The 23,160-nt window shown below is 65.3% G+C and carries 24 protein-coding genes; 10 read left to right on the forward strand and 14 right to left on the reverse strand.

The features are described 5' to 3' along the window. Nucleotides 1–29: 29 nt before the first annotated feature. Entirely contained in the window at nt 30–581 is a 552-nt protein-coding gene (locus QHC78_RS17035) for a carboxymuconolactone decarboxylase family protein (RefSeq protein WP_319746646.1), read from the reverse strand. A 62-nt stretch (nt 582–643) separates the two neighbouring features. Then, nucleotides 644–1,513, reverse strand: a complete 870-nt coding sequence (locus QHC78_RS17040) for an amidohydrolase family protein (RefSeq protein WP_319746648.1) — start codon at nt 1,511–1,513, stop codon at nt 644–646. Nucleotides 1,514–1,620: 107 nt separating this feature from the next. Between QHC78_RS17040 and QHC78_RS17045 the strand changes: the two genes are divergently transcribed. Then, the gene (locus tag QHC78_RS17045) at nt 1,621–2,520 is read left to right on the forward strand and encodes a LysR family transcriptional regulator (RefSeq protein WP_319746651.1); all 900 of its coding nucleotides are present in this window, start codon (nt 1,621–1,623) and stop codon (nt 2,518–2,520) included. Nucleotides 2,521–2,541: 21 nt separating this feature from the next. Here the strand turns inward: QHC78_RS17045 and hmpA are convergent, their stop codons facing one another. Beyond that, nucleotides 2,542–3,720 carry an NO-inducible flavohemoprotein gene (gene hmpA / locus QHC78_RS17050; protein ID WP_319746653.1) on the reverse strand — a complete coding sequence of 393 codons (1,179 nt, stop codon included), beginning with the start codon at nt 3,718–3,720 and terminating at the stop codon, nt 2,542–2,544. Nucleotides 3,721–3,875: 155 nt separating this feature from the next. Between hmpA and norR the strand changes: the two genes are divergently transcribed. Then, the gene (gene norR / locus QHC78_RS17055) at nt 3,876–5,444 is read left to right on the forward strand and encodes a nitric oxide reductase transcriptional regulator NorR (protein ID WP_319746655.1); all 1,569 of its coding nucleotides are present in this window, start codon (nt 3,876–3,878) and stop codon (nt 5,442–5,444) included. A 21-nt stretch (nt 5,445–5,465) separates the two neighbouring features. Here norR and QHC78_RS17060 read toward each other — a convergent pair whose 3' ends face one another. Further along, a complete protein-coding gene (locus tag QHC78_RS17060) occupies nt 5,466–6,194 on the reverse strand; it encodes a hypothetical protein (protein WP_319746657.1) in 729 nt (242 codons plus the stop codon). Between the two features lie 170 nt (nt 6,195–6,364). Between QHC78_RS17060 and QHC78_RS17065 the strand changes: the two genes are divergently transcribed. Continuing rightward, a complete protein-coding gene (locus QHC78_RS17065; protein WP_319746659.1) occupies nt 6,365–7,366 on the forward strand; it encodes a Bug family tripartite tricarboxylate transporter substrate binding protein in 1,002 nt (333 codons plus the stop codon). A gap of 149 nt (nt 7,367–7,515) precedes the next feature. Beyond that, nucleotides 7,516–8,391, forward strand: coding sequence for a LysR family transcriptional regulator (locus QHC78_RS17070; protein WP_319746661.1), 876 nt, complete (start codon nt 7,516–7,518; stop codon nt 8,389–8,391). A gap of 20 nt (nt 8,392–8,411) precedes the next feature. On the opposite strand, the gene QHC78_RS17075 is transcribed toward QHC78_RS17070, so the two are convergent. The 5 genes from QHC78_RS17075 to QHC78_RS17095 form a co-directional block, all read right to left on the reverse strand. Further along, nucleotides 8,412–9,116, reverse strand: coding sequence for an SDR family oxidoreductase (locus tag QHC78_RS17075; RefSeq protein WP_319746828.1), 705 nt, complete (start codon nt 9,114–9,116; stop codon nt 8,412–8,414). 2 nt (nt 9,117–9,118) lie between these two features. Continuing rightward, nucleotides 9,119–9,925, reverse strand: coding sequence for an SDR family NAD(P)-dependent oxidoreductase (locus QHC78_RS17080; RefSeq protein ID WP_319746664.1), 807 nt, complete (start codon nt 9,923–9,925; stop codon nt 9,119–9,121). Nucleotides 9,926–9,944: 19 nt separating this feature from the next. After that, nucleotides 9,945–10,952 (reverse strand): tripartite tricarboxylate transporter substrate binding protein, encoded by a 1,008-nt coding sequence (locus QHC78_RS17085; RefSeq protein WP_319746666.1) that lies wholly within the window; start codon nt 10,950–10,952, stop codon nt 9,945–9,947. Between the two features lie 154 nt (nt 10,953–11,106). After that, nucleotides 11,107–12,219 carry a mandelate racemase/muconate lactonizing enzyme family protein gene (locus tag QHC78_RS17090; protein WP_319746668.1) on the reverse strand — a complete coding sequence of 371 codons (1,113 nt, stop codon included), beginning with the start codon at nt 12,217–12,219 and terminating at the stop codon, nt 11,107–11,109. A 23-nt stretch (nt 12,220–12,242) separates the two neighbouring features. Beyond that, nucleotides 12,243–13,220: a Bug family tripartite tricarboxylate transporter substrate binding protein gene (locus QHC78_RS17095; protein ID WP_319746670.1), complete on the reverse strand. Its 978-nt coding sequence runs from the start codon at nt 13,218–13,220 to the stop codon at nt 12,243–12,245. Between the two features lie 132 nt (nt 13,221–13,352). Here QHC78_RS17095 and QHC78_RS17100 point away from each other — a divergent pair, with 132 nt between their 5' ends. After that, nucleotides 13,353–14,294, forward strand: a complete 942-nt coding sequence (locus QHC78_RS17100; RefSeq protein WP_319746673.1) for a LysR family transcriptional regulator — start codon at nt 13,353–13,355, stop codon at nt 14,292–14,294. Between the two features lie 145 nt (nt 14,295–14,439). Further along, entirely contained in the window at nt 14,440–15,297 is an 858-nt protein-coding gene (locus QHC78_RS17105; RefSeq protein ID WP_319746675.1) for a universal stress protein, read from the forward strand. Between the two features lie 19 nt (nt 15,298–15,316). On the opposite strand, the gene QHC78_RS17110 is transcribed toward QHC78_RS17105, so the two are convergent. Genes QHC78_RS17110 through QHC78_RS17130 form a run of 5 tightly spaced genes read right to left on the reverse strand, consistent with a single transcriptional unit; the run spans nt 15,317 to nt 19,535 of the window. Beyond that, the gene (locus QHC78_RS17110; protein WP_319746677.1) at nt 15,317–15,727 is read right to left on the reverse strand and encodes a RidA family protein; all 411 of its coding nucleotides are present in this window, start codon (nt 15,725–15,727) and stop codon (nt 15,317–15,319) included. Between the two features lie 30 nt (nt 15,728–15,757). Continuing rightward, entirely contained in the window at nt 15,758–16,291 is a 534-nt protein-coding gene (locus QHC78_RS17115; RefSeq protein WP_319746678.1) for an aromatic-ring-hydroxylating dioxygenase subunit beta, read from the reverse strand. Further along, nucleotides 16,288–17,637, reverse strand: a complete 1,350-nt coding sequence (locus QHC78_RS17120) for an aromatic ring-hydroxylating oxygenase subunit alpha (protein WP_319746680.1) — start codon at nt 17,635–17,637, stop codon at nt 16,288–16,290. Before QHC78_RS17120 ends, QHC78_RS17115 begins: the two co-directional genes overlap by 4 nt. Nucleotides 17,638–17,662: 25 nt before the next feature. Continuing rightward, a complete protein-coding gene (locus QHC78_RS17125) occupies nt 17,663–18,631 on the reverse strand; it encodes a tripartite tricarboxylate transporter substrate binding protein (RefSeq protein ID WP_319746682.1) in 969 nt (322 codons plus the stop codon). A gap of 58 nt (nt 18,632–18,689) precedes the next feature. After that, complete coding sequence (locus tag QHC78_RS17130) at nt 18,690–19,535, reverse strand: alpha/beta fold hydrolase (protein ID WP_319746684.1); 846 nt, start codon at nt 19,533–19,535, stop codon at nt 18,690–18,692. A 218-nt stretch (nt 19,536–19,753) separates the two neighbouring features. Between QHC78_RS17130 and QHC78_RS17135 the strand changes: the two genes are divergently transcribed. The 4 genes from QHC78_RS17135 to QHC78_RS17150 are packed head-to-tail and all read left to right on the forward strand — an operon-like array spanning nt 19,754 to nt 23,064. Next, nucleotides 19,754–20,716: a VOC family protein gene (locus QHC78_RS17135; protein ID WP_319746686.1), complete on the forward strand. Its 963-nt coding sequence runs from the start codon at nt 19,754–19,756 to the stop codon at nt 20,714–20,716. A gap of 54 nt (nt 20,717–20,770) precedes the next feature. Then, the gene (locus tag QHC78_RS17140) at nt 20,771–21,463 is read left to right on the forward strand and encodes a GntR family transcriptional regulator (RefSeq protein WP_319746688.1); all 693 of its coding nucleotides are present in this window, start codon (nt 20,771–20,773) and stop codon (nt 21,461–21,463) included. Continuing rightward, nucleotides 21,457–22,146 carry a GntR family transcriptional regulator gene (locus QHC78_RS17145; RefSeq protein ID WP_319746690.1) on the forward strand — a complete coding sequence of 230 codons (690 nt, stop codon included), beginning with the start codon at nt 21,457–21,459 and terminating at the stop codon, nt 22,144–22,146. The genes QHC78_RS17140 and QHC78_RS17145 overlap by 7 nt, the downstream gene beginning before the upstream one ends. Nucleotides 22,147–22,164: 18 nt before the next feature. Next, nucleotides 22,165–23,064 carry a LysR family transcriptional regulator gene (locus QHC78_RS17150; RefSeq protein ID WP_319746692.1) on the forward strand — a complete coding sequence of 300 codons (900 nt, stop codon included), beginning with the start codon at nt 22,165–22,167 and terminating at the stop codon, nt 23,062–23,064. Nucleotides 23,065–23,160: the final 96 nt, after the last annotated feature.

Genomic DNA, 23,160 nt, shown 5'->3' on the forward strand with positions numbered 1-23,160 from the left:
TTCGCGTCTCGTCGTTGTATGGGAGGGGTTCAGCGGCCGAACTCGACGGTGCTGCCGTCGGGCGGCGGAATCTCGAACACGCTGAGCGTCATCGATATCAGCGTGTAGTAGCCCGCCATGCCGACCAGGTCGACGACGCTGTCCGTGCCCAGCACCTCGACGGCTTCCTGGTACAGCGCGTCCGATACCTGGCGCGTTTCCACCAGCTCATGCACGAAGCGGTACACGACCGATTCGTCGCGCTGCGAGAACACGGGCGTGATGCCGGCCCGGATCTGTTCGGCGATGGCGGGGTCCAGTCCGGCTTTCAGCGCGATCGGATGGTGCGCCCACCACTCGAAGGGCGCGCGCCACAGCGCGGCCATGGTGAGGATGGCCAACTCGGACAGCCGCGGCGGCAGGCTGGAGTCGTAGCGGCAGTACTGGCCCAACGCCTGCGCGTGTTCAGCGAGGCCGGGTCGATGCAGCCAGATCGCCAGCGGTCCGCGCACCTTGCCACGCGGGCCCGACGCGATTGCGTCGTAGACGCGGCGCTGGTGGTCGGACATCTGCTCGAGCTCGGGCGGGTGGAGTCGGGACATTCAGGTCTCCTGTTTATCTGTGCCACGCGGAACAGGGTCCGCTGGGCAAGTGGTGAATTCGTTCAGGGCGCGAAACGGTAGAGCCGGTCGGGGTTGTCGACCAGGACTTGCCGTTGCATGGCCGGATCCGGGCAAAGCCGCAGAAAGGTGTTGAGCAATTCGCCGTCGTCCGGCATGTCGCCGCGCACGTTGGGGTGAGGCCAATCGGTGCCCCACAGCAGGCGGTCGGGCATGGTCTCGAGCAAGGCCGCCATCAGCGGTTCGGCGTCGCGGAAGGGGCGCGCACCGGTGCTGGAGGCCCGGTCCAGACCCGATATCTTGATCCAGGCGCCGGGATGGCCGCGCAAGGCCAGCAGCGCACGAAAGGCTTCGCCGCCGGTGCCTTCGGCTGCCGCTACCCGTCCCATATGGTCGATCACGAACGGGACCGGCAAGGTGCGCAGGCGAGGCAGCAGGCCCAGCAGCGAGGCCTGATCCGAATGGATGCATACATGCCAGCCGAAGGGCGCGATACGCGGCGCGATCCGTTCGAGTTCATCCCAACCGGCATTGGCCAGGTGGGCCACGAAATTGAAGCGCACGGCGCGTACGCCACGGCGATCGAGCTCGGCGATCCGGGCTTCGTCGACATCGGGCTCGAGCAGGGCCACGGCCCGGTATTGGCCCTCGCCGCGGTCCAGCGCATCCAGCGTGACCGACATGTCGTAGCCATGGCAACCGGGGTGCACGATTACCCCGCGGCGGAATCCGAGGCGCTGATGCAAAGCGCGCAGTTGTTCGAACGGCGCATCGGGCGGGGTATACGGGCGGTCGTCGGCATACGGGAAGACGGCCGCGGGCCCGAAGACGTGGAAGTGGCTATCGCACGCATTCGCCGGCAGGGCTTGGCTCGGCGGCGTGATCTGGGCAAGCGGAGGTGCGCAATCAGGCATGGGCGGAGAACGAGAGCTCTTGAACCCGGCATCATGCGCAAGCGGTGCCTTGCGTGCAATGCGGCTGTGCTGACTTCTGATATAGAAAAAACGTATACCATTGGCGCATGGATCTCAGGCAAATCCGGTACTTCATCGTGGTATGCGAAATGCGCAGCCTCTCCCGGGCGGGAGAGGTGCTCGGCGTTTCTCAGCCCTCGCTCAGCCGCCAGATCCAATTGCTCGAAGGCGAATTGCGCCACCACCTGCTGGTGCGAACCGGGCGGGGCGTCGAACCGACCGAGGCCGGGCTACGCTTCCTGGAACATGCCAAGGCCATCGATGCGCTGGCCCAGCACGCCAGGCAGGACATGCGCGCGTTTCGTGCGCCGTTGCAGAACAAGGTGCGGCTGGGCATGCCGCACCGCGTGGCGCGCAGGATGGCGCCGCACATCGTGCAGGCGTTCCGCCGCCAGCATGCCGACGCCGCCTTGACGCTGGCCGAAGGCCTCAGTTCGGAAATGAACGAATGGCTGGTCAAGGATAGGGTGGACCTGGCCCTGCTGTACGACCCGCCGCCTTCCACCCTGGTGCGGTATGAGTCGATTTATCGGGAGGACCTGGTCCTCGCCTATGGAAAAGCCTGCCGGCCGGTCCCGCCGCCCCACGTCCGCGCGGGGGACCTCGGCGCCTACCCGCTGGTGCTGCCGAGTGCGCCCAATACGATACGGGCGTTGGTGGACCGGACCTGCCGCGCACTGAACGTGACCCTGAACATCGTGGCCGAGGTCGACGTCGTCCACACCATCCTCGAAACCATGACCGAGGAAAGCATGTTCACCATCATCCCGCGCTCTGCGCTCAGCGACATGCAGGGCCAGGACTACCTGACGTTTTCCACCATCGTCGACCCGACCATCATGAACAACCTGACGCTGGCCACGCCTGCCAGCGGACCGCTGCCGCCGCTGGTGGAGGCGACGGCGCAGATCATCCGCGGGCTCGACATGGCACGGCTGTTCGCCTGAGCGCCTGGACAGCTGTTTTTTTTATAGAGCCGAGGCCGGTCCGAAGAACTCGTAGCGGCTTTGGGCTTCCGGCACGTTGAGTTCCTTCAGGTAGCGCCGTACGTTACGCATGAAAGGCTGGGGGCCGAGGAAATAGACGTCGATGTCGCGTTCCCGGGGCAGCCATTGCTCCAACTGTTCCCGCGTCAGCCAGCCGGTCGCGTCGGGACGCTGCGCGGCGGAATCATATTCGTCGTAGCAGTAGAAGCGCTTGAGCCGCGGGAACTTGGCGGCGGCCGCGTCCACGTAGTCCCGGAACGCATGGACCGCACGATTGCGCGCGCAGTGAATGAAGTGGATCGGGCGCGAGGTCCGCAGCGCAGCGTCCAGCATGGCCAGGGTCGGGGTAATGCCGACGCCGCCGCTGATCAGCACCAGCGGCTTGTCGCTCGCCTGCAGCGTGAAATTGCCCGACGGCGGGAAGACTTCGATGGTGTCTCCTGCGCCCACGTGGTCATGGAGATAATTGGAGGCCACGCCGTCGCCCACGCGCTTGACGCTGATGCGGTATTCGCGTCCATTGGGCGGCGCCGACAGGGAATAATTGCGGCGGATTTCCGTGCCGTCGATCGACAGCTTCAGGCCGATGTACTGGCCGGGCGTGAAATCCAGCAAGGCGCCGCCGTCGGCGGGTACGAGATAGAACGAGGTGATTTCGGCGCTCTCGGCCTCCTTGCGGGCCACGCGGAAAGCACGGGCGCCGCGCCAGCCGCCAGGGGCCTTCGCCTGGGCGGCATAGCATTGTTCTTCCGCGCCGATCAGCAGCGATGCCAATTGCTGGTAGGCCGCCCCCCAGGCCGCCAGCACTTCGTCCGTCGCGACGTCCGGACCGAGGACTTCGCGGATGGCGCGCAGCAGGCAGGCGCCGACGATGGGATAGTGTTCCGGCAGGATCTGCAGACCGACGTGCTTGTTCACGACCTGGCCGACCAGGCCGCCCAGCGGGGTAAGGTCGTCGATGTGGCGTGCGTAGGCCAGCACGCCGTTGGCCAGCGCGCGCGGCTGGGCGCCGCTCGCTTGGTGGGCCTGGTTGAAGAGCGGCCGCACTTCCGGATGTTCGGCCAGCATGAGACGGTAGAAGTGCGTGGTCAGCGCCTCGCCGCCGGTTTCCAGAAGCGGGACGGTGGCTTTGACGATGGCGCGGTGTTGGTCGGACAGCATAAGGACTCCCAAGAGAAACTGCCGGGGCAGTGCACTTCTTCCTACTCAAGATGCGTGCCATGGCCAGGGCCGGCGAGAATGCTGGGAGCAAGGGGCGTATTGAGTCATAATGACAGCAACGTAACTGTGTCGAAACGACACGTAAACGAGTCGTTATGACTGCTACTGCCTTGCTGCGCGCGCTCGTGCCTTTGGTTGACGACCTGGCGCGCGATCTGCCGGAAGGGGAACGCTACCGCCGGCTACTGGATGCCGTTCGCACCTGGGTCCCGTGCGATGCCACGGCATTGCTGCGCCTGGAAGGAGATTGGCTGGTGCCGCTGGCGGTCGATGGCTTGAGCCGCGACACGCTGGGTCGCCGTTTCCGGCTCGCCGACCACCCTCGGCTGCGGCTTTTGCTGCAGGCCGAGGGACCGACGCGCTTTCCGTCGAACATCGACCTGCCGGATCCCTACGATGGCCTGATCGAAGGTCTGCACGAGGGGCTTGAAGTCCACGATTGCATGGGCTGCGTGCTGCGCGTGGGCGAGCGCCGCTGGGGATTGCTGACCCTCGATGCGTTGGACGCCGACCGGTTCTCGCCTGGCGACCTGGAAACGCTGCAGGCGTTCGCCAGCCTGGCCTCGGCCACCGTCAGCGTGGCCGACCGCTTGCAGCAACTCGCCAGCCAGGCGCGCGACGAGCGCCAGCGGGCCGAGTTGTTCCGCACGGCGGGGCAGCCGGCGCAGCGTCCGTTGCTGGGGCATAGCGCGGAAATCGAGCGCTTGCTGGAAGAGGTGCGCGTGGTGGGCAATAGCGACCTGACGGTACTCATCACCGGGGAAACCGGGGTCGGCAAGGAGCTGGTCGCGCAGGCGCTGCACGCAGCGTCGCCGCGGGCGGCGCGTCCCTTGGTCTCCATCAACTGCGCCGCCTTGCCCGAAGCCTTGGTCGAGAGCGAACTGTTCGGCCACGTCAAGGGCGCATTTTCGGGCGCGGCGGGCGACAGGCAAGGAAAGTTCGAGCTCGCCGACGGCGGGACCTTGCTGCTCGACGAAGTGGGGGAACTGCCGCTGACCGTACAGGCCAAGCTGCTGCGGGTATTGCAGAGCGGCCAATTGCAGCGGCTGGGCTCGGACCGCGAGCATCGCGTCGACGTGCGCCTGATCGCGGCGACCAATCGCGACCTGGCCCAGGAGGTGCGCAAGGGACGATTCCGCGCCGACCTCTATCACCGGCTGAGCGTCTATCCGTTGCGTGTGCCGCCCCTGCGCGAGCGAGGCAAAGACGTACTGCTGCTCGCGGGCGCTTTCCTGGAAGAAAACCGGTCGCGTCTGGGGCTGAACAATCTGCGCCTGGCCGCCGACGCCCAGGCGGCGCTGTTGGCCTACGCCTGGCCTGGCAACGTGCGCGAACTGGAACACCTGATCAGCCGGAGTGCCTTGAAAGCGCTGGCCAAGCAGGCTCGGAGGCCCGCCATTCTGACGCTGACGGCAGCCGACCTCGGGCTGGATCCCGACACCCGCATCGAGCCGCCGCCCAGTCCGCCCGAGCCTTTCCCGGGCGCATCGCCCGGCCCGGTGCATGCACCCACCTTGCGCCATGCAGTGGAGGATTACCAACGCGGCTTGATTGCCTCCGCGCTGCGCAGGCATCGCAACAACTGGGCCGCAACGGCGCGCGAACTGGGATTGGATCGCGCCAACCTGATCCGGCTGGCCGGCCGGCTGGGACTGAAATCCTGAGCAGACCCGGGAAGTCCCGCCTCAGCCTTCCACCCTGGGGAATTGCAGAAACAGGAGCTCGACGCCTGCCGGCCCGGCAAGCAGCGTGAGCGGGTCCTCTCCGGCTTCTACGAATACGGTGGAGCGGGGACCATAGGCCGCGCCGGCATGCTGCAGCGTGCCCGTCAGGACCAGAAAGTAATGGCCGCCCCCCAACGTGGGGTCGGGACCGGTAATCGTCGCGCCGGCACCCAGCCGGTAAACGCCAGCTTCCACGCCGTCGTCGTGACGGTCGATCAGGGATTCGACCCGGCTCTCGCCGGCGGCGGGAATGGTGGCCGCCTCGGCGGTGGCCAGGAGGAACCGGCGGCGCGACGGGCGCATCTGCTCGCGCGCGCCGGGTTGCGTCATATAGGTCGGACCCGGGTCGCCCAGCGGCCGCAGGGTCATGTAGACCATGGGCTGTTCGGCGGCCACCAGTGGCCCGTAGCCCGTATAGGGGTCGCTGTAGTGAATCGCGTAGGGCCGCGTCGGATGCCGTCCGATCCGCCCGTTCCCGCTCAGGAACACCTGGTACTGGGGCACGCGGTGGTAATGCGCGCCCACTTCCTGCAGCGGATGCATTTCGATCGTGAATGCCTGGGGGAGGCTGGCTCCGCCGCGATGCGGGTGGGCACCCATGTACTCGGTACGGTGCGCGGGGATGACGCCCTCGCGGATACGCGGTGCGGACTGTGCGACGGCGGATTCGTGGGATACGGCAACAACCATGCGATGCTCCTTGCCGGACATTCGATGGGAAGGGTTCAGGGCGATTCCTGATGGGTTGAGTATATTCTTTCTGGCGGGAAATATATTTTCAAGGCTGGATAAATATATTTTAATTGACTTGCGTACCTGAAGGGCTCCCAATACCGATTACACCTAGCGGGGGATTCGGTATGTATACATTTTCTTTGCGAACCGCCGGCCAGCGGTTCCGGCTGTGGGGGGCAGGCGTTGCCGCGGCGGCAGCGCTGTTGACGGGGCCGGCTCCGGCCCAGGCGCAATATCCCGACCACGCGATCAAGCTGATCGTGCCATTTGCGCCCGGTGGCACCAGCGACGTGGTTGCCCGCCTCGTCAGCAAGGTCGCGTCCGAACACTTGCGCCAGACCATCGTCGTGGAAAACCGGGGCGGTGCCGGGTCCATCATCGGAACCGACGCAGGCGCCAAGGCGGCCCCCGATGGCTACACCCTGGTGCTGACCAATGGCGCCGCCATCACTACCGGACCCATGATCGGCCAGAAGATCAGCTACGACCCGATTAAGGATTTCACGCACATGCTGTGGCTGGGCACGTTCCCGAACGGCCTCATCGTCCGTCACGACCATCCCGCGCGCAGTTTCGAAGAGTTCGTGAAGCTGGCCCGGGCCGCGGGCGACAAGTACAGCTACGGTTCGGCCGGTGTCGGCTCCGCCGGCTTCCTGGCCGGCGAGCTGCTCAAGCTCAAGGCCGGCCTGAAAATGGTCCACATTCCCTACAAGGGCACGGGTGCCGCGATCAACGACCTGGTAGGCGGACAGCTGGATGCGATCTTCAACAATCCCGGGGTGGCCGCTGCCCAGGTCCGGGCCGGCAATGCGCGCATCCTGGCCGTCAGCGGCGCCCGGCGCATACCGACCCTGCCCGACGTCCCGACCATGGACGAAGTCGTGCCTGGCGCCGTGGGCGAGGCCTGGTTCGGCATCTCGGGCCCGGCCGGGCTGCCGCCATCGGTCATCGCACCCCTCGTGGCGGCGTTCGAGCAAGCCATGAAAAGCGAGGACCTGCAGGCCAAGCTGATCGAGCAGGGCTTCACGCCCGATTTCGGCGGGCCCGAAGTGTTCGCGCGCAATCTGCAATCGGAAATCGCGAAATGGGGTCCGGTGATCAAGGCGGCGGATATCAAGCTCGAATGAAGGCGGCCGCGGCCGACGGGACGCGGTGGCTTATCCAGGCATGCCCGTAGGGCCATAGGCGCGCCCACGCTTTCCGGAAGGGATCCGTTACCCTTTCCCCTTTCTTGCTGGCTGCGACGAGGCTCGGGGCCTCGTCCATGGAGGAAGGGATGGATTTTCAAAGCTTGAAGACTTTCGTCGCATGCGTCGACGAAAAGAGCCTGAGCCGCTGCGCCGAAAAGTTGAACGTGGTGGCGTCGGCGGTCAGCAAGCGTATCGCCGAACTGGAACGGGAGCACGGCGTTTGCCTGCTGAGGCGCACCGGCCGCGGGGTTGCCCCGACCGCCGCTGGGCAGGCCCTGTATCGCCACGCCAAGCCGCTACTGACCGCCGCCCGGCAGCTCGAGCGGACGCTCGCCAGCTTCCGCGGCGACGGCGAACACCACATCCGCATAGCGGCCTGCCGCTCCGTGGTACTTCAGTACCTGCCCCGCGCTATCAGTATGTTCAGACGGGAGTGTCGCGGCTACCGTATCGACATCGTCGAGGCGCCGAGTTTCGAGATCCCCGCATTGCTGGCCCAGGGCGAAGCCGAGATCGGCATCTATCATGCGCCGTTCCCGGCGCCGGGCCTGCATTGTGTGGAATATTGCCGGGATCGCGTGGCGCTGGTGGTTCCACGGGGCCATCCGCTTTCGGGACACCGGCCGGTCGCTTTCTTCGACACCTTGGACTACGACTATGTCGGGTACTTCCCACGCCACGACCTGGCCAATTTCCAGCGGTTGATCGGCGAGAACCTGCCCAAGCCCATCAGTGTGAGCGCGCAGGTCTCCAATCCTGAGGCGCGTTGCATGCTGGTGCGCGAGGGCATGGGCTTGGCATTGATGGCAGAACGCCTGGCTTGGGCCTATGCCGAGCGGACCGGCGTGGACGTGATCGAACTCAAGGATGCGTGGGCCAGCCGGCAGATATGGATGGCTTGCGCGGATCCGGAAGCATTGCCCGCCGGAGCCAAGCGCTTCTTCGAGCATTCCGCGGCGTGATGCCTCGCGGCTCGGGACGCTCAGGAGGCAAGCCGGCTGGTGCCGCCATCGATGGGAACCACGGCGCCATTGATATAACTCGATGCGGGCGATGCCAGGAAGAGTACCGCGCGGGCCACTTCCTCGGGCGAGGCTGGCCGCCCCAACGCTGTGTCCGCGCCGGCATTCCCTGCGCGCTGGCGCAGCCGTTCCGTCAGTACCACGCCCGGATTCAGCCCGTTGACGCGTACCCCATGACGGGCATAGGCGGCCCCCAGTCCGGCGGTGGCGAGCATCAGCGCCGCGTTGGCCGATCCGCCGGCAAGGTGGTCCGGATTGGCGATCCGGCCGCCCATGCCGATGACATTGACGACGGCGCCGCGTCCGCGTATCGCCATACGCTTGATGACCGGGTCGATGACATGAATGTAGCTAAAGAACTTGGACTCCAGCGCGTCTCGCCATGCTGCGGGATCCAGATCGGCGGCGGGCATGCGTTTGGCGGCCCCCGCACAGTTGACCAGGATATCGACCGCTCCGATGTCGGCTTCGAGCTGTTCCACCGCAGTTCGTGCCGCGGCGGCGTCGCGCAGATCGACAGCGTAGGCCCGTCCGTGTGGTGCGGACGTGCGCGCAAAGACGCTGACCGTGGAGCCCTCCTCGAGGAACGCCTTGACGCAGGCCAGGCCGATGCCACGGCTCCCGCCGGCTACCAGCACGTGGCAGCCCCGCAGTCCGAGGTCCATCATCAGCCTCTTTTGAGCAGCAGGCCGCCGTCCACCGGCAGCAGCACTCCTGTGATATAGCGTGCTTCGTCCGATGCCAGGAATACTGCGGCATTGGCCACGTCGGCGGCCTCGCCCATATGCCCTATCGGTACCAGCGCATCCCGTTCGCGCCGGATGACGTCGCGCGGTACGCCGGTCTCCTCCGCACGCCGTTCGATGGCCATCGGCGTGTCGATGAGGCCCGGCAGGATGGCGTTGGCGCGCACGCCGTGCCGGGCATGCTCGTAGGCAATATGCTGTGTCAGCGTGTTGACCGCGCCCTTGCTGGTCTTGTAGGTGACCGTTGGGCGGGCCGCCAGCGACGATGTCGACGAGACGTTGATGATGCTTCCCGACTGCTGGCGCACCATATGCGGCAGCGCATGCTTGCACATCAGGAACATGCCGGTGAGGTTGGCATTCATGATGCGCTGCCAGGAATCGAGCGATAGCTCTGCGGTTTTGGCATCGCCCTTGGAAAAGCCGACGTTGTTATGAAGAATGTCGACACGTCCCCAGCGTGCGAGGCAGGTTTCCACGACTTGCCGGCAGTTTGCTTCGTCAGTGATGTCGGCTATCGCCACTTCGGCCTCGGCGCCGATGCGGCGCACGGCCGCCCGCGTATCTTCCGCCCAGTCGGGGTTGATATCGACCAGGAGCAGCGAGGCGCCTTCCTCGGCGAAGCGCTCCGCCGTCGCGCGTCCGTTGCCCGGCGTCGCGCCGGGCCGCTGGCCCGCGCCGACAATAATGGCGATCTTGCCGGCCAGTCGTTGGCTAGTCGTTGTCATGATTCGTCCTGTGTTCTTTTCAAGTGGTCGTGATCTTGCCGTCGCGGATAACGTCGCGCCATCGCGCTTGTTCGTCCAGCCTGAAGGTGCGCATCTCCTCCGGCGAGCCGGCCGCGACCTTCATGCCGTCAGCCGCGACCCGGGCCTTGTAGGCGGGATCGTTGGCGGCCTTGTTCAGCGCTTCGTTGAGTTTGGCGGTGATGGGCCGTGGGGTGCCTGCGGGCGCAAGGATGGCGTACCAGACTTCGGCTGAATAGCCGGGTACGAATTCGGCAATGGTAGGGACCCCTTCGTATGCGGGGGTGCGTTCCTTGGAAGTCAGCGCGACCGCCTGCAGCGTTCCGTCGTCCACGTACTTGGCGACGCCGCCCGCAGTGGCGAAAACGAAGTCGAGACGTCCTCCGGCCAGGTCGGTATAGGCCTGGGCAGCACCCTTGTAAGGAATGTGGGTCATCGTGATGCCGGCTTTCATCTGGAAGAGCTCCGCCGCGAGATGCACTGCCGATCCATTACCCGAAGACCCGTAGGTCAACTTGCCGGGGTTCGCCTTCGCAAAACGAATGAGCGCGTCCACCGTTTTGATGCGGCCTTTAGGATGCGTAACCACCACATTCGGGCCGACGCAAATCAGGCCGACGTCGCTGAAGTCGCGGCTGGTGTCGTAAGGCAAGTCTTTGATGAGGGCATCGTTGATGGCCAGCGCCGTGGTAGTCAGCAGCAGCGTGTAACCGTCCGGCTTGGCCTTGGCGACGATGTTGGTACCGATGACGGTGCCGCCACCCGGCCGGTTGTCGACCACGATGGACTGGCCCAGCGCTTCGGACATTGCCGCAGCAAGCGAACGACCCACGACATCCGTACCGCCACCGGGTGTGAACGGGACCACCAGCCGAAGGGGCCGCGTGGGAAAGGCCTTATCGCCCGCGGACTCTGCCGCCCAGGCCATGCGGCTTTCAAGCGTGCCGTAGGCGGCGGTGGCTCCCAGCATGCCAAGTATGCGTCGACGGCCGTTCGAGGTTTGGCTCATGCGTGCCTCCTATGATGCGTTGTTCTAGTGAGCGCATGATAGGAGGCAGGTCGGCGAGCGAGTTGAAATCCGGGAACGGGAGCGATTCCAGTATTTCACTGGCCGAGGCGCGGTGCCGGTTTGGGGCACTATGCGAGGCGCATTGCTCCGGCGGTCAGTCGGTCCGGTGCCGCTCGATGAATTCCGGATCGAAGTCGACGCCCCAGCCGGGCGCCTGGGGCAGCTGGTAGTAGCCGTTCTCGATGGCGCCGCGGCCGATCAGCATCTGGTGGAAGACAGGGTCGCGATCGGGATGGTGGGTTTCGACGTAGGTACCGTTCTCCACCGCAGCGAGCAGGTGCGAGCCCACGGTCGGTTCGCCGTGATGGCCCATTTGTACGCCGAAGCACGCCGCCATGCGGGCCACCCGCAGCCAGGCCGTGGGACCGCCGCCCCAGCTGGCGTCCAGGTTGCATACGTCGATCGCGGCATCCAGCATCAGGTCGCGGCAGTCTTGCACGGTGATTTCCGATTGCCCGGCGGCGATCGGCATGCCGGTCTGGGCGCGCAACAATGCGAGGTCGCGGCGATCGTCGTCCCAATGGCAGGGTTCCTCGAACCAGCGCAGGCCCAAGTCCGTCGCCTGCCGGCAGAAGGACAGCGCCTGGGGGCGGCTCCAGCCCCGGTTGGCATCGACGAACAGCAGGAAGTCGTCGCCGCCTGCCGCACGGGCGGCCTGCGTGCGGGCCAGGTCTTCCTCGACGCTGCGGCCTCCGATCTTGAACTTGCAGCCGGCCAGGCCCAGCGCGCGGTACTCCCTCATTTCCTCGCCGTAGTCCTGCGGCGAATAGCCGTCGTGGTACTGGCCGCCAATGGCGACGATGGGCAGCGCGTCCCGTGCGCCGCCCCATAACTGGTAGAGGGGCAGGCCCGCCCGCTTGCCCAGCAGGTCCCACAAGGCGCTGTCCACGCAGGCGACCGCCCGTACGGCCGCCCATTTGTCGCGGTTGCCCCGATGCGTGGCCGTCCACATCCGGGCCCACAGCGTCTCGATGGCACGGGGATCCTGGCCGACCACCATGGGAGCCAGTTCCTGGTCAATGATGTCGCGGGCCACCCGGTGCACGTCGAAGCTGCCCTCTCCGTTGACGCAATGCCCCACCAGCCCTTCGTCGGTATGGACGCGGGTGATGATGGCATTCTTGCGCGGCACGCTGTAGACGCTGCCACGGTAGTCGCGATTCAGGGCGACACTCAGCAGGATGGTTTCGATGCGGGTGATCTTCATGGCGGGACGGAGTCGGGCAAAGGTTATTGCTTGGGAATGCCGGCGCGTTCGACCAGCTCGGTGTACATCCGTGCTTCGTTCGGAATCATCTGTGCGAGCTGCTCGCCGTCGAGGACCTGGGCCTCGCCGAAGGTTTCGCTGAGCTTGCCGACGTTGTCGGGGCTCGCCATGACCGATTTGGTCGTGCGGCGCAGTGTCGCCAGCACTTCGGCCGGGGTGCCGGCCGGCGCAAACAGGCTGATCCAGTTGACGACTTCGATACCCGGCACGCCGGCTTCCGCCGCGGTCGGGACGTCGGGCAGCTTGCGGTCGCGCTTAGTGCGCATGATGGCCAGCGGCCGGACCTTGCCGGCTTCAATGTTGCGCAGCTGGTTGGTGAGCGAGTCGAACATGATCTGTACGTGACCGCCGGCCAGGTCCGTGGCCGCAGGCGCGCCGCCGCGGTAGGGAACGTGGACCAGCTTGGTGCCGGTACGCGCCTGGAACAGTTCGCCGCCGAAGTGCTGCACCGTTCCTATCCCCGACGACGCATAAGACAGCTTGCCGGGATTGGCCTTGGCGTAGGCAACCAGATCCGGCAGGGTGCGCACCGGCAACTGGCTATTGACCACGACCACCTGTCCCGGGGTGACGATGCCCCATACGGGAGCCAGATCCTTGACGGGATCGTAGGGCAGTTTCTCGTATAGCGCGGCGGCGAAGGAAATGGGCGAGGCAGTGGTGACCAGGAGGGTATGGCCATCGGGCGGCGATTTGGCGACGTAGTTGGCCCCGACTGTGCCGCCGGCCCCAGAACGGCTTTCGACGATCACATACTTGCCCCAGGCCTGTTCCAGGTTCTGGGCCAGTAGCCGTCCCAGGTATTCCACCGGAGACCCCGGCGGGAAGGGGTTGATGACATGGACCCCCTTGGCGGGGAACTCGGCTTGCGGCTGGGCATGCGCAGCGCCGCTTGCCAGCAGCGCGGAAAGCACCAGCATGGGCGCCAGCAAACGTTTCATGGAAGGTCTCCTCTAGTCGTCGGGCGCGTCGGCGGCGCCTTGCCAGCCTGGCAGTATCATCGTCGTGGCGGGCCGGTGCAACGGGCCTCCAACCTATATGGGATATAGGCAATAACCTATCGGAGACATCCCATGATCAAGCTTTCCCCACGTGGCCTCGAGGTACTGGTGGCGGTCGCCGAGACGGGCAGCTTCGCCGGCGCCGCGCAGCGGCTCGACATTGCCCAGCCATCGGTGAGCCAGCATATCCAGGCGCTGGAACGGCGGGCGGGAACCGCGCTGTTCCAGCGGCGCCGGGGCCGGCCTGCGATGTTGACCGATGCGGGCGCGCGTGTGCTGGCCCATGCTCGGGCGGTACTGGGCGATACGGCCCGCCTATCCGCCGAGCTCGATGGCGAAAGGCGTGCCGGTGATCGCCGCATCGTTTTTGCGTGCCAGCGTCCGGTGGCCAACGCGGTGCTGCCGCCGGCCCTGGCGGGCTTCGCGCGCGAGCATCCCGAATACGAACTGGCCCTGCTTGCCGGGACACTGGACGAGGTGGTTGCACACCTGCGCGACGGCACGGCCGATCTGGGATGTTTCCTGAGCCGCGGGCCTGTGGACGGCCTCGCGAGCCGCACGATCGGTGTCGAACGATTCGCGTTGGTGGCGGCACCGTCTCATCCCCTGGCGGGACGTGGGGCCGTTTCGCCGGAAGTCCTGGCGAGCCAGAAGTTCGTGCGCGCCGCGCATCGATCCGGCTTTTCGGCGCAGATGGCGGATATGCTGCGCGCGGCCGGGATCGAACGGACACCGGTGGCTTCGCGCGCCACGGAGTCGGCCATGGTGCGCGAACTGACGGCAGCAGGCGTCGGCATCTGGTGCACACTGGCCAAGACCGTCCGGCGCGACGTCGAAGCCGGCTTGCTGGTCGAATTGCCGGTCGGCGGTACGCCGATGACCATGGACCTCAGGTTGGCCTACGGGCGGCGCCCGCCTTCGCCCGGCGCGCGATTGCTTGGCGATTCCATCGAAGCGATTCTTGCTCGACCATACCTGCCGGTCGAGCAATCTGCGGCCTGCGCACCGCTGTAATTGGCAGGCGCCCCATCCGTTGGTATAGTAGGCCGCAAGGGAGCTCACGCGCGCCGTGCGCTCCCGGCACTGCCCGGGATCGTCACCACAACGCGGCCCAAGCAGCCTGCACGGCAGGCGCGCCGGCCACACCAGGGAGATCAGCATGGAAAGTGTATCCGCCGAGACCTTGCGCTGCATTCTGCTCGCGACCGACTTGAGCGCCCGGTGCGACCGGGCCCTGGACCGTGCCGTGCAATTGGCCAGGGAGCACAACGCGAAGCTGGTGGCCGTATGCGCCATCGAAACCTCCCTGGGCGACGTGCTGACTGCACGGCGCAGCCAAGTGGTGGACCGGAACACAGCCGAGCGCCGCTTCAAGGAAAGCCTGGGCGATGCCGACGTCCCGGTGGAGCTGGTCCTGGAATCGGGCCACGCCGTGGATGTCATCGTGAAGACCGCGGCGGCGCGCCAATGCGATCTCATCGTGACCGGCGTCGCCCGCGACGAAACGCTGGGCCGTCTGCTGCTGGGTACGACCGTGGAAAAGCTCGCGCGGGAAGCGTCCATACCCATTCTCATCGTGCGCGAGCGGCCCCATCATGCGTATCGCAACCTGCTCGCGGCCGTCGATTTTTCCGAGGGGGCCCGCCAGGCGTTGAAGACGGCGCTGCGACTGTTCCCCGATGCCCATCCGCTGCTTTACCACGCTTTCACCACCACGAAGGTCAATGCCGAGGGAGCGGTGGTCGAGCGGGCGCGGCAGGCAGCGGAGAACGAAGTGACGGGCTTCATGAAGCAGAACGCCACGCTGCTGAACCGTCCCGACATCGAGTGGAAGATCGAGCACGGCCTGGCTGAAGACGTGCTGCCCGATTATGTCGCGCGCCACCCCACGGAATTGCTCGTGGTCGGCACCCACGGCCGCACCGGCATCCTGCGTACCGCGATCGGCAGCGTGGCCGAGCAACTGATCCAGCACACCCCGTGCGACGTGCTGATCGTGCGGCAGCGCGAGCCTTGATGGCGGGCGCGGACGACCCTCATTCCAGCGCCACGACCGCCTCGACCTCGATGAGGAATTCTTCCTTCACCAGCCTGTCGACCATGAGCAGGGTGTTGGGCGGATACACGGCGGTCGGGAACAGGGTGGGGAAGAGCTCCTTCCGAAGCTTCATGAAGCTGTCGATGTCCTGGCTGTGCACCATATAGGTCGTGAACTTGATCACATGGTCGAAGTCCGCCCCCAGGCCTTTCAGCACGTCGCCCAGGTTGTCGAACACCTGCCGGAACTGGGCGGCAAAGTCGTTCTTGCCGAAGACCGCGCCGTCCGCGCCAACCGCAAGTTGGCCGGCCACGAAGGCCAGCCGGCCGCCGGATACCACGCCTGCGTGCGAGTAGAGTCCTTGGGCCGGCGCCGCGCCGACGGGATTTTCATAGGTGACTCGTGTCATTCGATTCTCTTTGTCAATGGACGGGGATGGTCAGATGGGAACGCCGATGTTCCAGAGCACGGTGTCGCAGTTGACCAGGTGCACGACTTTGCGCTGGATCTTCCAGGTGTCGTTCTGCTTGGCCAGCACATGCTGGTAGGTCCCGCCGAACGTCCGCTGCTCGCGAAGACGATGCTCGAACATGATGAACTTGGTGCGCAGGCGCAAGCGGTCGCCGGACGCTTCTTCGACCAGCGGCGTAGACAGCACCCGCACTTGCCGCGCCGGCGGGTTCTGGGAAAACATCTTGGGATGGCCCAGGCGCCATATCCGGTCTTCGAGGATCGAGCGATCGTCGTAGAACAGCGATACGCGCCGCGACGGATCGCTCTCGCCGTGTTCGGCCGGTACCCAGTAGATGGCATCGGCGGTATAGAGCTCCAGCCATGCGTCGAAGGACCGCGAGTCGAGCAGGTCCGCTTCGAACATCAGGAAGGCCTGTGCGTCGGCCGGCGCCGCCTGCAAAGGCGCCGATGCGCCCGTCGCCTGCGCAACGTTCCTCTCCGGGGAGGAGACAGTATTCATGGCTTGTTCTCCGTCATGAGTTCCTTCCAATAGCGGAACTGCGCCCGCATGCCCGTTTCCCAGGTGGCCAGCCCCACTTTCTCGTCCGGATACGGACCCTCCCAGTCCATGCCCATTCCGCGTGCCAGCATGACCCACTCCGGCTTGCCCGCCTGCAGTCCTTCGTAGACCCGCTCGAACACTTCCAGGTCGTCGGTCTGGACGAAAGAGCTGACCGATACGTGTACGTTGGCATAGCGAATGATGCCGTCGTTGATGTTGTCGGCGACGCCCTTGATCCGGATCGGCCAGACCAGCACTTCCGTCAGCCCGACCGAGACCGGCCGTACCACCCGGATGTGCATGTTGCCGGTCACGCGCATGATCACGCTGGGATAGAAAACCGCATTGCTCATGTTGCTGTTGGCGATAAGCGCGAGGGCTTTCTGTTCGCCATGCCGCTCGATCAGCATCGCCCGGTAGGCCGGGTCTTCCAGCTCGCTTCGCCGCGTCGCGTCGGGAATCGTCAGGTAGGCCTGGCCATAGCGCGCGCCATGCACTTCGCCGTGGTCATAGTGCGACCGCGCGTCGGCCTGGTTCGGGTCGCTGCCGGCCAGTACCTTGAAGCCGCCCTTGGCACCGTAGGAGCGCTGGACCTGCTGGCCATCCGGCTTGACGGTGGACGCATGGGAGAAAGGCGGGTGGTATTCGTCCAGGCCGTTTTCCATCTGCATCTTCCAGTTGCCCTTGTAGGCGTATTGGTGCACGCCCGCCGACACCTCGATCTCCCCGGTGGGAGAACGATCCAGCAAGTTGTCGAGCCCATCCTTCAGCGGACCCATGAACTCGATCAGGGTAGGCCCGTGCTCGGCAATACTGGCGAAAATGAAGCCGCGGTAGTTCTCCACCCGCGCAACGCGGGCCATCGACAGGTCCTCGTTCTTCAGGAATTCTTCCGGGTAACCGGAGCGGAAGGGCACGCCGGTGATTTCGCCCGTAGTCCGGAAACTCCAGCCGTGATACGGGCAGGCAAAATGATGGACGTTGCCTTCCGGTTCGCGGCACAGCAGCGCGCCGCGGTGAGGGCACCGGTTGTACAGCACGTTGATCCGGCCCTTCGAATCCCGCACCACAATGATCGGCTGGCGGCCGATACGCGTGGTGACGAAGTCGCCGGCCCGTGGGAGCTGGCTTTCGTGGGCCATGAAGATCCAGGCCCGCTCGAAGATCCGCTCCATCTCCATAGCGAAGATGGCCGGGTCGGTATAGACCTGGGCATGGACCCGGTCTTCCTGCACCAGCCGTCCCACGTCCGACGGATCGGTATCCGCCGCAACGCCGGGACGCAGGGTGGTGACTGTCTGCATGACGTTCCTCCTGGTATTGCCTTTATCAATCCTTCTCGATCATCCCTTCCGGCAAGCGCGCCCATTTTTCGATCTCGTCCCCCAGGAAGCGGGTGAGATAGGCGGGATCGCTTCCCACCGGCACCAGTCCCGAGTCGCGCATGCGCTGATTGATGGCGGGTTCGGCGATGACGGCCTCGACGTCGGTGGCCAGCCGTTTCTGGATATCGGCCGGCACTTCGGCGCGGACGAACATGGCCCACCACGACGCAGCCGAGAAACCCTTCAGCGTTTCGCCGACGGTAGGCAGGTCGGGCGTGCCCGCGTTGCGCTTGTCGCCGGTGGTCGCAAGCGCCCGCAGTTGGCCCGCCTTGATCTGTCCGTCCACGGCAGGAAAGCCCGAGAACGCGTATAGCGAGCTGTTGCCCAGCACCGCGGTGATGGCCGGCGCCGTGCCGCGGTAGGGAACGTGCAATACATCGACGCCGGCCTGGTAGCGGAACAGCTCCGCCATCAGATGGTGCGGCGTTTTCGGGCCGGACGATGCATAGGAGTACTTGCCCGGCGCTGCTTTCAAGTACGCGATCAGTTCAGGGACGCTATGGACCGGTGTGGCGGCGTTGACGACCAACTTGAAGTCGATGAGCGCCAGCAGGCTGATGGGCGCGAACACGACGCGCGGGTCGGGAGGCGGCGACTTCATCATCGATTGATTGATCGCCGTGCTGTCGTTCGACATGTAGATGGTGTAGCCGTTAGGCGGGGCGCCCAGGACCTGGTTGCTGGCGAGCAGCCCGCTGGCCCCGCTCTTGTTCTCCACGACGACGGTTTGTTTCCATTTCTCGGATAGCCGTTGGGCGACCAGGCGAGCCAGCATGTCCCCCGAGGAGCCCGGGGCGGCACCGACCACGATGGTGACCATGCGTTCAGGATAGGCGGCCGTGGCGGGGGCCGCTGTCGCGACAAGGAGCGCCGCGGCGGCGGCCAGGCGGGCGATCAATCTCGATTTCATCATGCCTCCTTCCGATAGGCTTGGGAATGGAAAGCGGGGCGGGCGCGGCATGCGGGCTCGCTCATGGCCGGTCACCGACGTCGTCGCCGGCGAGGAACCGCAGTACGGCATCGTTGAATGCCGCGGGATGTTCGAGGAAGGGAAGGTGGCCGCACTCGTCGAACACCAGAAGGCGGGCGTCTGCCATTCTCGACGCGCCAGCGTGGTGGCTTGCGTAGGAAGTGCGGGAGTCGTCGCGGCCGATGATGATGAGAGTGCGCGCGCGGATCCGTTCGAGATGCGGGTACGCCGTGGCATCAGGATCGGCCATGGAGGCCGACAGCGCTTCCATCATGGCTTGGTAGTGGTCTGCGGCGCCGGGCAGCGCATAGGCGGTGAGGTGCGCGGCCAGGATGTCATCGGCTTCGGGAGGCCGGAAACAGGTATTGGCGATGCGTGCCCGCAAGGTCTCGGTATCAGGATCGCGGTAAACGCGAGAGCCGTTGGCGTACACGGTTTCCAGCACAGCGGGCTGGCCGGCTGGGTCATTGAAGACGGAACCGGTGCCGATAAGCACAAGGTCCTGGACCCGGCTGGGCGCTTGGAGCGCCGCCATCGCGGCGACCAGCCCGCCCAGCGAACTGCCAGCGATTGAAAGGACGTCGAACCCGAGGTGCGTGGCGAGGGCGAGAACGTGTCTTGCCGCGCTCACCTGCGGCGGCTGCGTCCAGCCGGCGGGTCCCTGGCTGTATCCCTGGCCGGGCAGATCGGGAGCGACTACGGTGAAGCGTCCAGCCAGCGCATCGATATTGCGGCGAAAGACGTCCGCGGGATAACCGATGGGGTGCACCAACACCAGCAACGGCCCGCTGCCAGCCATGAGGTAGCGGGTCTGCAACCCTTCCAAGGTGACGAATGCCGCTCGCATCTTCCCGCCCCCGCGATGATGAAGTTATGCTGGCTCCAAATTTTGTATTCAAAATACATAAGAGTCAACCGAAAAGTCGCCTCGAACCTTGGGGGAAACGCGCGGTTTAGCGAGGATATAGGTTATTTTGGCGTATCTCCGAATTCCGTTGACATGTATTTTGAATTCAGAACACAATGTTTTTGGAGGTGGCGATCAGTTCAACAGCAGAGGACACCATGACAAAAGTCGAATTCCGGCCCCGCAGGCTTGGCCACGTCAACCTGTACGTTTCCAGCCTGCAGAAGTCGCTGGATTTCTATGAGCGGTGCTGCGGACTCGCCCGGGTCCGCATGGAAAGCGAAATCAATGCCGGTTTCCTCTCGAACGGCAATACCCACCACGACCTGGGGTTGATCGAGATATCCCGTGGCAAGGACAGGCATGGCCGCGATGGGCACGTACAGATCCGCTCGTCACGGGGCACGCAGCCCGGTCTCAACCATCTCGGGTGGGAAATGGAAAACCAGGCCGAGCTTGTCGCGGCCTATCGGCGCATGCAAGCCGCCGGCATGGCTCCGCATGCCTTGTACGATCACATCATTTCGCATGCTGTCTATGTGGCCGACCCCGATGGCAACGTGCACGAGTTCTATGCGGACGCCCGTCGCGACTGGCAATCGGTCTTCAATCTCGAGCACGACGACCTGGTGACGGCGCAATGGGATCCGCTGGGCGCGCCTCCCTCCACCGAGGCCAACTACACCGACAATCCACCGTTGCGCCCGCATCGGCCTGGCGAGATTCCCACTCGCCACGTGACGGGCGCCTCGCTGGCGACCCGGCGCTACGACGACATGGTGCGCTTCATGCGGGACGTTGCCGGATTTACCGTCCTGTCGGAGCAGCAACAGCCTGCACGCGTCGCCATCTTCGGGGGATCGACGGGACGTCCGGACCTGAGGCTGACCGAGGTGGGCCCGAACGAGCCAACGGGCTTTCGCATGTTCTCGTTGCTGGTCGGTCCTTCCAGTGCCGCGGGCACGCCGCTCTCGCCTTCGCCCGGTGTCTCCTCGCGCCAGGTCGCCGACCACGAGCGGGAATCGCTGCTCCTGTCCGATCCGGACGGCTTCATGGTGGAACTGTACCGGCCGCGCAGGGAGGCCTTCTTGCCGCCCTTGGCGCTGTCGCGCGCCGCGTAGCAAGGCGGTCGGCCGCTGGACCGGGCTCGACGGGATTCTGAATACAATTCCAGGATGAACGCCATCCTGCTCGCGCCTGCTCTCGATAATCGCACGCCGCTTCCGGAACTGATCTACCGGCAGCTACGGATGAACATCCTGGACGGCACCCTCGCTCCGGGCGCTGTCTTGCGACAGGAGGAAGTCGCCAAGCTGTTCAATGTCAGCCGGGTACCCGTGCGCGAGGCCATGGGCCGCCTGGAGACGGACGGACTGGTGGTGCTTCGGCCGCGACGAGGCTATGCAGTGGCCGAACTGAGGCAAGACGAGATCGTCGAGATATTCGAGCTTCGCATGGTCATCGAAGAGCACGCCGCGATGATATCCGCGCGGGCGCGGACCGAGGACGACATCGAGGCGGTAGAAGAGATGATCCTGAGGATGGAAGACCTCGCGGCCCACTCGTCCGACTACAGCGCGGAGTGGGCCCACTTAAACCGCGATTTCCATTCCCGGCTCGTTGCTGCCAGCCGCCGCAAGCGCCTGACCGGCATCGCGGATAATTTGCGGGACACGGTAGAGGCCTATGTGCGGATGGAAATGCGCATGACAGGTGGCGTCAAGCAGGCGCTCAAGGAGCACCGGGAGCTATTCGAAGCGTTCAAAGCGGGAGACGCAACAGGGCTGGCTTTGCTTAGCCGCCGCCATGTCGAGGCCACCGCGCGCCGGTTGCTGGATGGTTTGAGGCAGAGAGGTAGTCAGTGCTGAAAATCGATACTACTCGCCTCGCGGCTCGCAAGAGCCTGTCCAGGGAGATTTACGAGTCACTCGAAACCGCCATAGTCGAGGCGCGGATCCTGCCCGGTACGCGGCTGGCCGAGGATGTCCTGTCCGAAACTTTCGGTGTCAGCCGCTCACCGGTGCGCGAGGCGATCAGCGAACTGCAGCGGGTGGGATTCGCAGAGCGGGCCGCGGCACGCGATCGCCGTGTGACCGTCCCGACCGAGCAGTTCATCATCGATTGCTTTGACGTGTGGATTCTGCTGGAAAGCGAGCGTCTATACGAGTCCAGCCTCCGGAGTTCGCCCGCAGCCATCAAGAAGATACGCCAGCTTCTGGAGCAGCTCGGGCAGTCGTCCGAGCCGGATTCCCCGCTGCTGCACGAATTCCACGCAGCGCTTCGCGCGGATTGCCGAAACCAGCAGCTGCAGCGCGTGGGGGACGATTGGTCGAAATATGTCAGGTGGCTTCGCAATCTGTACTTCACCTACGATCCGTCCCTGGGCAATGCCCAGGAAGAACATCGCCGGCTGGTCGAACTCTATGAAGCCCGGCAACGCGATCAACTGACCGAAGCGCTCCGGCGGCACGTCAGCTGGCAGCGCGACCGGATAGTGGAGCAGTGGCGGCGGTCGCAGGCTGGCCCCGAGCCGGGACGCCGGCTGGCCTGACGAACCGAAGGAATCCCCGTGCTACCCCGCGTATTCGTTTACGTCGATGCCATCGCCCGCGCCGGCTCCATCCGCAAGGCCGCCGAGCAAGTCCATGTGGCCGCATCGGCCTTGAACCGGCAGCTGCTGGACCTGGAACAAGAGCTCGGCGTCGAATTGTTCGAACGGCTGCCGCGCGGCATGCGGGCCACCGCCGCCGGCGAATTGCTGCTGGCCCATATCCGCAAGCAGGAACGCGAGTTCGAGCTGCTGCGCTCCCAGCTCGATAACCTGCGCGGGCTGCGACGCGGGCACATCCGCATCACGGCGCACGAAACGGCCACGCGCGAGCTGCTGTCGCGCGCGATCTCGGCCTTCCGGACCGAATATCCCGGCGTCTCGTTCACGGTCAACATGGGTACCACGGCGCGCACGTTCGATGAGCTGCAGGACGATACCGTGGAACTCGGCTTGTTGTTCAATCCACCATCGAATGCGCTGCTCACCCGCCTGGTGGAGGTCAAGACGCCACTGCACGCGGTCGTCGCGGCCAGCCATCCGCTGGCGCGCCGCAAGTCGCTGCGCCTGAGCGATTGCCTGGCCTATCCGCTCGCGCTGACGAATTCGTCGGCGGCAGGCGGGCGCAACCTGATCGAGGCATTGGCGCGTCAATCCGGCCACGTCATCAATCCGGCGCTGCAGACCGACAGCTTCGAACTGATGGGGCAGTTCGCCCGGCAGTCCGGGGGCATCTTCTTCCAATTGGCCGTAGGCGTGGCGGCGGAAGTGGCGCGCGGCGAACTCGTGGCCATTCCACTGGCCGACCCCGTCCTGGCCCGTGGGCGGCTGGTGCTGCTGGCACGGCGCGGCCGCACCTTGTCGGTGCCCACGTCGCGTTTCGTGCACTACTTGGCGGAGCATATGCACGCTTTGGTGTAGCGCACGCGTTACACGCTATCCGTTCTGAAAAAGCGTACGCTTCGCACGCAATTTGCTGATTTTCATCTGGCGGCCGTATTCCTAGGATGGTGCTTT

Source organism: Pigmentiphaga sp., from assembly GCF_033795525.1.
Lineage (GTDB): Bacteria > Pseudomonadota > Gammaproteobacteria > Burkholderiales > Burkholderiaceae_B > Pigmentiphaga.